Origin of the sequence: uncultured Clostridium sp., assembly GCF_934754925.1 — a bacterium.
In the GTDB taxonomy this organism is placed as follows: Bacteria; Bacillota; Clostridia; order Clostridiales; family Clostridiaceae; genus Clostridium.
The window spans coordinates 22,362-35,386 of the sequence record NZ_CAKVJA010000014.1 but is presented as its reverse complement, the minus strand read 5'-3'; the positions used below and the strand labels follow the sequence as shown (position 1 = coordinate 35,386).

Sequence of the window (13,025 nt, the reverse complement as noted above, 5' to 3'; positions counted from 1 at the left end):
AAGATGTTATAACATCTTGCTTTTTATTTTGGAGGGTGAATTCATTGAATTTAAATATAGTTTTATATCAACCAGAGATACCACAAAATACTGGAAATATAGCAAGAACTTGCGTTTTAACTGACTCAACTCTTCATTTAATAAAGCCTTTAGGATTTAGTATTGATGATAAAGCCGTTAGAAGATCAGGTTTAGATTATTGGAAAGACTTAAAATTAGAAGTTCATGAATCTTATGAAGATTTTATGGCTAAGTATGGAGATAGAAGAATATTTTTATCTACAACACATGGAGGAAATATATATTCAGATGAAAAATTCCAAGAGGGAGATTTCATAATGTTTGGAAGAGAATCATCAGGAGTTCCAGATGATGTACATAATGCACATAGAGGGATAAGAGTGCCAATGGTACAAACAAGTACAAGAAGTTTAAATTTATCAAATACAGTAGCTATTATAGCATATGAGGCATTAAAACAAATAAACTTTCCAAATATGAAATAGAGAATAGGGGGTACTTGTATGGAAAAAATTAAGATTATTACTGATAGTACTTTAGACTTACCATCAGATATTGTAAAAGAAAAAGATATTGAAGTTTTACCGCTATTAATTAACTTTGGAGAAGAAAGTTATTTAGATGGAGTAGAGATAAATACTAAAGAAATGTTAGATAGAATAGAAAGAGAAAATGTTCTTCCAACTACAGCTCAAGTAACACCAAATAGATTTGAAGAAGTATTTAAGAAATATCTAGATGAAGGATATAAAATTGTAACTTTAGTATTATCATCAGAAATGAGTGGAACATATCAATCAGCATGTATAGCTAAAAATATGCTAGATAGCGATGATATAGTAGTTATTGATTCTAGAAATGTAACCTCAGGATTAGGTGTTTTAGTATTAAAGGCTTGTGAATTTAGAGATAATGGAGATAATATATTTGAAATTGAAGAGAAAATTAAAAATATAATTCCTAAAGTTAAAAGTTCATTAAGCTTTGAATCATTAGAAAATCTAGTGAGAGGAGGAAGACTTTCTAAGACAGCTGGTGCTATAGGAAGTGTTCTAGGATTAAGACTTATTTTAGAAGTTAAAGATGGCCAAATGGCAGTAAAAGATAAGGTAAGAGGAAGTAAAAAAGCATTAAAGAAGGTTATTTCTGACTTTGAAAATGGAAATGTAGATACTAATTCCCCAATAGTATTATTAGAAATTTTAAATGAAGAAATTTATTCAGGATTAAAAAAATATTTTGAAGAGAATAATATAAATTATATAGATGCTAAGGTTGGATGTACAGTAGGAATACATTCAGGAACTAGAGCATGTGGAATTTTCTTCGTTGAAAAATAAAGTTTTAAATAGCAAGTAGCATTTTTAATAGTGTTACTTGCTATTTTTTTACTTTAAATCATAAAATAGCCCCTAATGGAATAAAAAATGGAATTGCTTTTTGAATAGATATGAGAAAATAGTATAAAATATTAGAGAAAAATTTAAAAAGATATTTTTAATATGGAATATAAAGGGTAGCATAATACTTAAATATGAAAAAATAGCCTAATTTTATTATATATATAATGAAAAAAATAGAAAAACAAAAAAATATTAAAAAAATTACTAGAAAGACTTTCAAAATTTAGATATCTGTTTTATAATAATAGATGTGGGACATAAAAGTCATTGCTGGGACGTTTTTAGTCCAAAGGAGGGTCTGTAGTGCAGGAAATATTAGATTTGCAAAGAAAGATAGTTCCTGAGCTGGTGGAAGTCCTAGAAAAACGATATAATGTTTTAAGGACAATTTTTTATAACCAACCTATTGGAAGAAGAATGCTCGCAAGTGAACTTAATCTTGGCGAAAGAGTAGTTAGAAATGAGATTGATTTATTAAAATCACAAAACTTAATAGAAATTAATACTCCAGGTATGACAGTTACTAAAGATGGACAACATGTTTTAGAAGGTTTAAAAGAGTTCATACATCAAATAAAGGGATTAAATGATATTGAGAAGAGTATTAAATCATTCTTAGGATTAAAGGATGTTGTTATAGTTCCAGGTAATGTTGAAGAAAATCCAGCAACACTTAAGGAATTAGGAAAAGCAGCAGCCAATTATATGAAAAATATAATTAAAGATAATGATATAATCGCCATTACTGGAGGAAGTACAATAAAAGAAGTTGTTGAAGCATTTCCGAAAGTAAATAATTTTTCAGAGGTTCTTGTTATTCCAGCGAGAGGTGGAATGGGGAGAAAAGTTGAAAGTCAAGCCAATTATTTAGCAGCAGCATTAGCTAATAAAGTTAATGGGACTTATAAACTTTTGCATATTCCAGAAAATGTTAGTGGTGAAGTGTTGGAAGGACTTCTTAAGGAGAAGCAAATAAAAGAGGTCATAGAAAATATTCATAATGCTGATATTTTAATTTACGGAATAGGAAATGCAATTCATATGGCTAAAAAGCGTGGATTGTCAGAAGAATATATAAGTAAGCTTGAAAGTTTAGGAGCAGTAGGAGAAGCATTTGGGTGTTATTTTAATAAGGAGTCTCAAGTTGTTTCGGAAAATACTCCAATTGGAATTAATATTAACGATGCAAAAAAAATTAATACACATATTGCTGTAGCTGCAGGGGAAAATAAAGTAGAAGCTATAATTGCAACAGAAATGAATAATTCTAATGCTGTTTTAGTTACTGATGAATCTGCAGGAAGAAAAATTGCAGAGTTAATTAAAAGTTATAAATAAGCAAAACTTTGCATTAATTAATTTGATTTAAAATTTAATTTTAAATATATAATATCTATTTTTAGGAGGTAATTGTAATGGTAAGAGTTGCAATTAATGGTTTTGGACGTATAGGACGTCTTGCATTTAGACAAATGTTTGGAGCAGAAGGGTACGAAGTAGTTGCTATCAACGATTTAACAAGCCCAAAAATGTTAGCTCACTTATTAAAATATGATTCAGCACAAGGAAGATACGCTTTAGGTGATACAGTTGTTGCTGGTGAAAACTCAATCACTGTAGATGGAAAAGAAATCAGAATATACGCTGAAGCTGATGCTTCTAAATTACCATGGGGTGAATTAGACGTTGACGTAGTTTTAGAATGTACTGGATTCTATGTATCAAAAGCTAAATCTCAAGCTCACATCGAAGCAGGTGCTAAGAAAGTTGTTATATCAGCTCCAGCTGGAAACGACCTTCCAACAGTTGTATTCAACGTAAACCAAGATATATTAACTGCTGAAGATAACATAATCTCAGCTGCATCTTGTACTACAAACTGCTTAGCTCCAATGGCTAAAGCTTTAAATGATTATGCTACAATCCAATCAGGAATAATGTCTACAATCCACGCTTACACTGGAGACCAAATGATCTTAGATGGTCCTCAAAGAAAAGGTGATTTAAGAAGAGCTAGAGCTGGGGCTGTTAACATAGTACCTAACTCAACTGGAGCTGCTAAAGCTATCGGATTAGTTATTCCAGAATTAAACGGAAAATTAATCGGTTCTGCACAAAGAGTACCAGTTCCAACTGGATCAAGCACAATCTTAGTTGCAGTTGTTAAGGGTGAAAATGTAACTGTAGAAGGAATCAATGCTGCTATGAAAGCTGCTTCAAACGAATCATTCGGTTACACTGAAGAAGAATTAGTTTCTTCAGACATCATCGGAATCAAATACGGTTCATTATTCGATGCAACTCAAACAATGGTATCTGAAATCGGAGAAGGATTATACCAAGTTCAAGTTGTTTCATGGTATGACAACGAAAACTCATACACTAGCCAAATGGTTAGAACTATTAAATACTTCGCTGAATTAGCTTAATTTTAATAGATAATTATATACGGATTTAGATGCTTATAAAAGCACTCTTATAAGATCCTACAAAGGGTCCGGTCTCTAAGGCATACTTATAAGACCGGGCCTATTTTAAAATTATATGAAAAACTATGAATAAATTTATGAGGTGAAAAGAATGAGCTTTAATAAGAAGACAATCGAAGATGTTCAAGTTAAAGGTAAAAGAGTTTTAGTAAGATGTGACTTTAACGTACCATTAAAAGATGGAGTTATCACTGATGAAAACAGATTAGTAGGAGCACTTCCAACAATCAAATACTTAGTTGAAAACGGAGCTAAAGTTATACTTTGCTCACACTTAGGAAAAGATGCTTCTAAGACTTTAGCACCAGTTGCTGTAAGATTAAGCGAAATGTTAGGTAAAGAAGTTATTTTCGCTAGAGACGAAGAAGTTGTTGGAGAAAATGCAAGAAAAGCTGTTGCTGATATGAAAGACGGAGACGTTGTATTATTAGAAAATACTAGATGCAGAAAAGAAGAAACTAAGAACGGAGAAGAATTATCTAAGGAATTAGCTTCTTTATGTGATATCTACGTTAACGATGCATTCGGAACTGCTCACAGAGCACACTCATCAACTGAAGGAGTAACTAAGTATGTAGATACAGCTGTATGCGGATACTTAATTCAAAAAGAATTAAAGTTCTTAGGGGAAGCAGTAAACAATCCAGTTAGACCTTTCGTTGCTATATTAGGTGGATCTAAGGTTTCTGATAAAATTGCTGTTATCAACAACTTATTAGAAAAGGTTGATACAATTATCATTGGTGGAGGAATGGCTTACACATTCTTAAAAGCTCAAGGATATGAAATAGGAACTTCTTTATGTGAAGACGATAGAATGGACTACGCTAAGGAAATGATCGCTAAAGCTGAAGCTAACGGTGTTAAATTCTTATTACCAGTAGACCACAGAATCGCTGATGGATTCAAGGATGTTGAAGCTACAGTTACTGAAGATCAAAACATTCCAGCTGGATTCATGGGATTAGATATCGGACCTAAGACAGAAGCTCTATATGCTGATGCAATTAAAGATGCTAAGACTGTTATCTGGAACGGACCAATGGGAGTATTCGAATTCGAAAACTTCAACAAAGGAACAATTGCAGTTGCTAAGGCTATGGCTGATGCAGATGCTACAACAGTTATCGGTGGAGGAGACTCAGCTGCTGCTGTTAACATCTTAGGATTCGGAGATAAGATGACTCACATTTCTACAGGTGGTGGAGCTTCATTAGAATTCTTAGAAGGTAAAACTTTACCAGGAATTGCTGCTTTAAACGACAAGTAGAAACAGTTAAGAGTGACAAGTGATAAGTGACAAGTTGATGAATAAATTCAGCAGAGCTGAATTTTATAAAAATATATTTTTAGAAACTCCATTAGGAGTTTCTACCTTAACTTGTCATTTGTCACTGTAAACTTGTCACTAAAAATTTTGAAAAAATTTTATTAGAGGTGAATAGAATGAGAAAAGCTATTATCGCTGGAAACTGGAAAATGCACTATACTCCAGAAGAGGCTGTTAAAGTTATAAACGAATTAAAACCATTAGTAAAGGATGCTACTTGTGATGTAGTAGTTTGCCCTACTTTTGTTTGCTTAGATGCTGTATTAAAAGCAGTTGAAGGATCAAACATCAAAGTTGCAGCTCAAAACATGCACTTTGAAGAAAAAGGAGCTTTCACTGGTGAAGTTGCTCCAGGAATGTTAGAAGCTATGGGTGTTAGCTATGTTGTTTTAGGACACAGTGAAAGAAGAGAATACTTCAACGAAACTGATGAAGCGTTAAACAAAAAGGTTAAAGCTGCATTTGCTCACAACTTAACTCCAATCCTTTGCTGTGGAGAAACTTTAGAGCAAAGAGAAAATGGAACAACTAACGAAGTTGTTGGAGCTCAAATCAAAGCTGATTTAGAAGGTTTATCACCAGAATTAGCAGAAAAAGTTGTTATAGCTTACGAACCAATCTGGGCTATCGGAACTGGTAAAACTGCTACTGATGAACAAGCTAATGAAACAATTAAGGCAGTAAGAGGCGTTGTTGCTGAAATGTTTGGTCAAGAAGTTGCTAACAAAGTAAGAATCCAATACGGTGGATCAGTTAAACCAGGAACTATAAAGGCTCAAATGGCTCAATCTGATATCGATGGAGCTTTAGTTGGTGGAGCTAGCTTAGTTGCTACTGATTTTGCTCAAATCGTAAACTACTAGAATTTAATAAAAAAAGAAATCCTCTGCTAGGGATTTCTTTTTTTGTTATTTAGAATTAATATTTTACATGTATTTATGTTTATATAATATTTTTGGGTTATTTAGCAAAAAATAAATTATCAGAAAATTTTTTAGACAATCGTTTACAAAAAGCTAACTATATTGTTTAGTAATAATAATTATAGTATAATAAACATGGTTCAATTAATGATACTAATGACGAGTGAGATTCAGGCTACTTTAATTGCATAATGAAACTCACAAAGACAAAGTTATCACTTTTTTTGAAACTAAAAAAGTATTTATATATTTGGAGGGAATTATGGCGAAGAAACCTGTAATGTTAATGATATTAGATGGATTTGGAATAGCTCCAGAAGGAGATGGAAATGCAGTTGCTGCTGCAAATAAACCAAATTATGATAGATTAGTTGCAAACTATCCTCACTCACAATTACAAGCAAGTGGTATGTTTGTTGGATTACCAGATGGACAAATGGGTAACTCAGAAGTTGGACACTTAAATATTGGTGCAGGAAGAATTATATATCAAGAATTAACTAGAATAACTAAAGAAATAAACGAAGGTGGATTCTTTAAGAACGAAGCTTTATTAAAAGCTATCGAAAATGCTAAGAAAGATAATTCAGCATTACACTTAATGGGATTATTATCTAACGGTGGAGTTCACTCTCATATAGATCATTTAAAAGGATTATTAAAATTAGCTAAAGAGCAAGATGTTAAGAACGTATATGTTCATTGCTTCATGGATGGTAGAGACGTTGCTCCAGGTTCAGGTAAAGATTTCGTAGTTGAATTAGAAAACTACATGGCTGAAATTGGAGTAGGTAAGATTGCTACTATTTCAGGAAGATATTATGCAATGGATAGAGATAACAGATGGGAAAGAGTACAATTAGCTTATGATGCAATGGTACTTGGAAAAGGTGAAACTGCTACATCTGCTGTTGAATGTATGGAAAAATCTTATGCTGATAATAAATCAGATGAGTTCGTATTACCATGCGTTATTGAAGAAAATGGAGCTCCAACTGGAACAATAAAGAATGGAGATTCAGTAGTATTCTTTAACTTCAGACCTGATAGAGCTAGAGAAATAACTAGAGCTATAAACGATAAAGAATTTGCAGGATTTGAAAGAGAAACTTTAGATTTAGTATTTGTAACAATGACTCAATACGATAAGACTTTAGAAGGTGTTGAAGTTGCTTACAGACCAGAAGCTATAACTAATACTTTAGGTGAATATGTTGCTTCTAAGGGATTAAACCAATTAAGAATAGCAGAAACAGAAAAATACGCTCACGTTACATTCTTCTTCAACGGTGGTGTTGAAAAAGAAAACGAAGGTGAAGATAGAGCTCTTATTGCATCTCCAAAGGTTGCAACTTATGACTTAAAACCAGAAATGAGCGCACCAGAATTAACTGATGAATTAATAAATAGATTAGATTCAGGAAAATATGACATGGTTATATTAAACTATGCTAACCCAGACATGGTTGGACATACTGGAGTTTTAGAAGCTGCTAAAGCTGCTGTTGAAGCTGTAGATACATGCTTAGGAAGAGTAGTTGATAAAGTTTTAGAATTAGATGGAACAGTATTTATAACTGCTGACCACGGAAATGCTGAAACTATGATTGATGCTGAAACTGGAAATCCATTTACAGCTCACACAACTGATCCAGTTCCATTTGTATGGGTATCTAACCACACAGAAGGTAAATCTTTAAAAGATGGTAAGTTAGCTGATATAGCACCAACAATGTTAACAGTAATGGGATTAGATGTTCCTGCTGAAATGACAGGTGAATCTTTAATAAAATAGTTTTAAGGAGAGGGGTAACCCTCTCTTTTTAATCTTTCTATTTAAGAAGGATAAATTGAAATTTTTGTAATATGAAATAAAAAAATAAGGTTTGATTTTCAAAGAGTTTGACAATATTAATATTTGCATATATAATTTCCTTACAATAAAAAACACAACTATTTATAAAGTTAGTGGAGGACGAAGAAATATGGGAATAAAAATAATAACAGATTCAGCTTGTGATTTATCAAGGGAATATATAGATAATAATAATATAGGATTACTTTCATTAGTATTAAACTTAAATGAAAAGTTAATAAAAGATGACTTAGGAAAAACATTAAGTTATAAGGATTTTTATGAACAAATGAGAAAAGGAGCAACGCCTAGTACATCTCAAGTTAATGCACATGAATTTGAAGAAGAGTTCATAAAGCATGTAAAAAATGGAGATTCTATAATTTGTATAACATTATCTTCTGCATTAAGTGGTACATTTAATAGTGCGAATATAGCAAAAAATAATATAATAGAAGAATATCCAGAAGCAAAAATTGAATTAGTTGACTCTTTAAGTGTTTCAATGGGACAAGGGTTATTAGTTCTAAAGGCTTGTGAAATGAGAGATAAAGGGTTAAGTGTAGAAGAGATAGTTACTTGGATTGAGGAAAATAAAAGGAAGATTATACATTCATTTGTAGTAGATAGTTTGAATCATTTAAAAAGAGGTGGACGTATTTCAGCTACGACAGCTGCAATTGGAGGACTTTTAAATATTAAACCAGCATTATATATAGATGATGATGGAAAAGTAATGCAAGGTGAAAAAATCAAGGGAAAAAAGAAAGTTTTAAAATTTTTAGCTAATGAAGTAAAAGAGAAAGCAATAAATAGTGAGAATGAAACTTTATATATATGTCATGGAGATTGTTTAGAGGATGCAGAAACTTTAAAGAATATGATATTAGAAGAAGTTAAGTTTAAAAATATAGTTATTAACTATGTTGGAAATGTTATAGGTGCACATGCTGGCCCTGGGGTTTTAGCTGTATTATTTTTAGGTAAAAATAGATAAATAAAAAAATAAACTGTATGATAGATTAGTAATATATCATACAGTTTATTTTTTTATAAAATTCTATTTCCTATTAAAGCTAAGGTGAAAATTATATTAGTAATTAATATATGAACTGATAAAAAATCAGTAATAGTGATTAATTTTAGGATATTTCTTAATAAGGTTGATAAATATACTTAACTATAATAGAGAATGTTGGTTAGGAGCTACAAAGGATAATAGTGATTCAGCTTTTATAGTATGTGGAACAGGAATTGGAGGAGCTATTGTAAAGAATAATAAAATTCATACTGGTGCTAATATGCATGGTGGAGAATTTGGGTTCTGCATAGTTGATTGTGATATAAAAAATAATAAGTTACTAACTTGGAGTGATGTAGGATCAATATTTGCATTAGTAAAAGCTATTGCAAAAAGAAAAAATATAGATATTAACAAGTTTGATGGAAAAAAAGCATTTGAATTATATGATAGTGGAGATGAAATTGCTATAGAAGAAGTTAATAAGTTTTTTACTTATATGGCAATTGGGATTATTAATATTCAATATACTTATGATCCAGAGGCTATAGTTATTGGTGGTGCTATATCTGAAAGAGAAGGGATTATAGAAGATATTAGAAAAAGAGTTATAGAAATATTGTCAAAGGATGAATATGCTGAAGTAATTCCACAAATAAAAAAATGTGTCTATGGAAATGATGCAAATAAATTAGGAGCATTATATAACTTTTTACAAAAACAAAAACTTGAAATATGTATAGATTAGAATAAATGGAATAAGTCATTAAATCAAAGTTAATTTTATTTGGGTTTAATGACTTATTTTTAGTTGTAAATTTTCTAGTTTATATGGATAAATTCATAAAAATATGCAAAATCAATGATATTATAAACAAAAGTATAGATATGTTTTAGAAGAATATATATAATTTAAGCGTAAAAGGAATTTGATAATTTAGGAGGAAATTATGAATAAAAAATATATATTCCCAGAAAATTTTTGGTGGGGTTCAGCTACATCAGGACCACAAAGTGAAGGAACATTTAATAAACCACATAAAAGTGTATTTGATTATTGGTATGAAGTAGAGCCAGAGGCTTTTTTTGATAAGGTAGGGCCAGAAATAACTTCTAATTTTTATAATAGCTATAAAGAAGATTTAGCTATGCTAAAAGAAATTGGCTTAAATAGTTTTAGAACATCAATACAATGGACAAGACTTATTAAGGATTTAGAAACAGGAGAACCTGATGAAGATGGAGTAAGATTTTATAATGATGTTATAGATGAAACTATAAAAAATGGTATGATTCCAGTAATGAATTTACACCATTTTGATTTACCTGTTGAACTATATAATAAATATGGTGGGTGGACATCTAAACATGTTGTTGAATTATTTGTGAAGTTTGCAGAAACAGCATTTAAATTATTTGGAGATAGAGTAAAGTATTGGACAACCTTTAATGAGCCAATGGTAGTTGTAGAAGGACAATATTTATATGAATTCCATTATCCGAAATTAGTAGATGGAGAAAAGGCTGTACAGGCTATGTATAATATAAATTTAGCATCAGCTAAAGCTATTAAGAGATTTAGAGAATTAGGGTGCACAGAAGATGGTGGAAAAATAGGTATAGTACTTAATTTAACTCCAGCTTATCCAAGAAGTAATAATAAAGATGATTTATATGCTTCAAAAGTTGCTGATACAATCTTCAACTACTCATTCTTAGATCCAGCAGTAAAGGGAGAATTCCCAAGTCTTTTAATTAATCTTTTAAAAGAAGATAATATTTTATGGGAAAGTACAGAAGAAGAATTACAAATCATAAAAGATAATACTATAGATTTCTTAGGAGTTAATTATTATCAACCAAGAAGAGTGAAAGCAAAAGAATCAGAAATTGATAATAGTAAAGGATGGATGCCTGAAAAGTATTTTGATTATTATGATATGCCAGGAAAAAGAATGAATCCATATAGAGGATGGGAGATATATCCTGAAGCAATGTATGATATTGCAATAAATATTAGAGATAATTACAACAATATTCCATGGTATATTTCTGAAAATGGAATGGGGGTTGAAGGTGAAGAAAAATATATAGGTGAAGATGGTTCAATACAGGATGATTATAGAATTGAATTCCTTGAAGAACATTTACAATATTTACACAAGGGAATAGAAGAAGGATCAAATTGTTTTGGATATCATTCATGGACACCAATAGATTGCTGGTCTTGGTGTAATGCATATAAAAATAGATATGGTTATATTGCAGTAGATTTAGCTACGCAAAAGAAAACAATAAAGAAATCAGGTACTTGGATTAAAGAAGTTTCATCAAATAATGGATTTTAATTAGTATATTAAGGAGAGAGCCGCTAGGTTCTCTCTATTTTTTTATTTATAAAAATAAAAAAATTAATTAATGGAACTGTAATTATAAATAAATTATACGATTTATAAATCAAAATTATGCTGTGTATTTAAAAGCGTAGAATAGTTATTTAAAAGTTTGTAAAATTAACTTGTAAACGGGAAAACGTTTGCTAACAAAGATAAAATGTATATTTCAAGGGGGAGAATTGAAATGAAAAAAAGATTACTAAGTGTTATTTGTGCTAGTGCAATAGCAACATCACTTTTCGCAGGTTGTTCATCAACAGGTAGTAATGGTTCTGATAGCAAAGGTGAAGTTACTTTAAAAGTTTTAACACATAGAACAGATATAAAAGATACAGTGTTAAAAACAGTTGCAGACAAGTACTATGAAGAAAAAGGTGTAAAAATAGAGTGGGAAGCAATTACTGATTATGAAAGTATAGTTCAAACAAGAATGAACACTCAAGATTACGGTGATGTATTAAATATATTACCAGCATTTAAGGCTGAGGAATTAGGAGAGTTCTTTGAACCACTAGGCTCAGTAGAGGATTATAGCGATTACGTTGGAGTAACAGAAAGAGCTGATTTAAATACTGATACTGTATATGGTATTCCAAATGGATTAGGAGCAGACGGTGTTGTTTATAACAAAAAAGTGTTTGCTGCTGCAGGTTATGATGAGTTTCCTAAAACTTTAGATGAATTATATGACGCATTAGCAAAAATTAAAGAAGGACAAGAAGGTGTAGTTCCAGTAGCTATCAATTCTGCTGATATGTGGCCATTAAGCCAATATGATGCTGTTTCTTCAGTGATATATGGAAATCCATATTACTATAGAGATATGGGATCTATGGAAAGTCCATTCTCAGCTGGAAAGCCTACAGGAGATATGTTAGAAATTCTTTATAAGTTTGTTAGTGAAGGTTGGGTTGAAGAAGATTTAGCTACAACTAACTGGGAACAATCAAAAGTTGATATGGCTAACGGTAAAATTGGTATGATGACATTAGGTATGTGGGCTGTTTCTCAAATTCAAGAAGCTAATGAAGCTAATGCTGATGATATTGCTATTGCTCCATTCCCAGCAACTAATTCAGGAGAATTAAAGGCTGGTGCAGGACCAGATAACTACTTAGGTGTAAGTAAATATTCTAAGCATAAAGAAGAAGCTAAAGATTTTGCTATTTACTTTGCTAATTGTTTAGATTACTTAGATTCTTGTGGTTTTATTCCAGCTAATAAAAATCTTACTTCTGGAAATCCAGTTGTTAAAGAGTATCAAGAGTCAGGTGTTGAATTAATGTTTGGCGATCCAGCAGAAGCAGATCAAAAGGCTAGTGACTTAACAACTGAAATAGCTAACGAATCAGGAACTAAGTTCTGGGTTGGTGAATATATTCAAAATGCTGTAATTGCTGCTAAGAAGAGCAGAGCAGACTTTGAAAAAGTTATTGAAGATTACAATAACAAATGGAATAGTAACAAAGAAAAATTATCTGAATAATAATTTATATAAATAATTAAGGGGAGCATTAAAACTCCCCTAATTATAAAAGTATGTATTTTAAGGATAAAAGTCTCTAAATTAATGTAAATAGAGCAGAG

At 31.0% G+C, this 13,025-nt stretch carries 11 protein-coding genes; all 11 read left to right on the top strand.

The genetic code is table 11. The features are described 5' to 3' along the window. Positions 1-44 precede the first annotated feature (44 nt). Positions 45-506 (top strand): tRNA (cytidine(34)-2'-O)-methyltransferase, encoded by a 462-nt coding sequence (locus tag Q0G30_RS06665; protein ID WP_294135617.1) that lies wholly within the window; start codon positions 45-47, stop codon positions 504-506. 18 nt (positions 507-524) lie between these two features. After that, positions 525-1,361: a DegV family protein gene (locus tag Q0G30_RS06660; protein WP_294135615.1), complete on the top strand. Its 837-nt coding sequence runs from the start codon at positions 525-527 to the stop codon at positions 1,359-1,361. Between the two features lie 366 nt (positions 1,362-1,727). Next, complete coding sequence (locus Q0G30_RS06655; RefSeq protein WP_294388094.1) at positions 1,728-2,762, top strand: sugar-binding domain-containing protein; 1,035 nt, start codon at positions 1,728-1,730, stop codon at positions 2,760-2,762. Between the two features lie 77 nt (positions 2,763-2,839). Next, positions 2,840-3,853 carry a type I glyceraldehyde-3-phosphate dehydrogenase gene (gene gap, locus Q0G30_RS06650; RefSeq protein ID WP_294388091.1) on the top strand — a complete coding sequence of 338 codons (1,014 nt, stop codon included), beginning with the start codon at positions 2,840-2,842 and terminating at the stop codon, positions 3,851-3,853. 151 nt (positions 3,854-4,004) lie between these two features. Continuing rightward, positions 4,005-5,183: a phosphoglycerate kinase gene (locus Q0G30_RS06645; protein WP_294388088.1), complete on the top strand. Its 1,179-nt coding sequence runs from the start codon at positions 4,005-4,007 to the stop codon at positions 5,181-5,183. Positions 5,184-5,359: 176 nt separating this feature from the next. Continuing rightward, entirely contained in the window at positions 5,360-6,106 is a 747-nt protein-coding gene (tpiA, locus tag Q0G30_RS06640) for a triose-phosphate isomerase (protein WP_294388086.1), read from the top strand. A 322-nt stretch (positions 6,107-6,428) separates the two neighbouring features. Then, the gene (gene gpmI / locus Q0G30_RS06635) at positions 6,429-7,961 is read left to right on the top strand and encodes a 2,3-bisphosphoglycerate-independent phosphoglycerate mutase (protein WP_294388082.1); all 1,533 of its coding nucleotides are present in this window, start codon (positions 6,429-6,431) and stop codon (positions 7,959-7,961) included. Positions 7,962-8,151: 190 nt separating this feature from the next. Further along, a complete protein-coding gene (locus Q0G30_RS06630) occupies positions 8,152-9,018 on the top strand; it encodes a DegV family protein (protein ID WP_294388079.1) in 867 nt (288 codons plus the stop codon). A gap of 166 nt (positions 9,019-9,184) precedes the next feature. Continuing rightward, a complete protein-coding gene (locus tag Q0G30_RS06625) occupies positions 9,185-9,790 on the top strand; it encodes an ROK family protein (RefSeq protein WP_294388076.1) in 606 nt (201 codons plus the stop codon). 202 nt (positions 9,791-9,992) lie between these two features. Beyond that, positions 9,993-11,390 carry a glycoside hydrolase family 1 protein gene (locus Q0G30_RS06620; RefSeq protein ID WP_294388073.1) on the top strand — a complete coding sequence of 466 codons (1,398 nt, stop codon included), beginning with the start codon at positions 9,993-9,995 and terminating at the stop codon, positions 11,388-11,390. A 232-nt stretch (positions 11,391-11,622) separates the two neighbouring features. Beyond that, a complete protein-coding gene (locus Q0G30_RS06615; protein ID WP_195964424.1) occupies positions 11,623-12,924 on the top strand; it encodes an ABC transporter substrate-binding protein in 1,302 nt (433 codons plus the stop codon). The last annotated feature ends 101 nt before the right edge of the window (positions 12,925-13,025 follow it).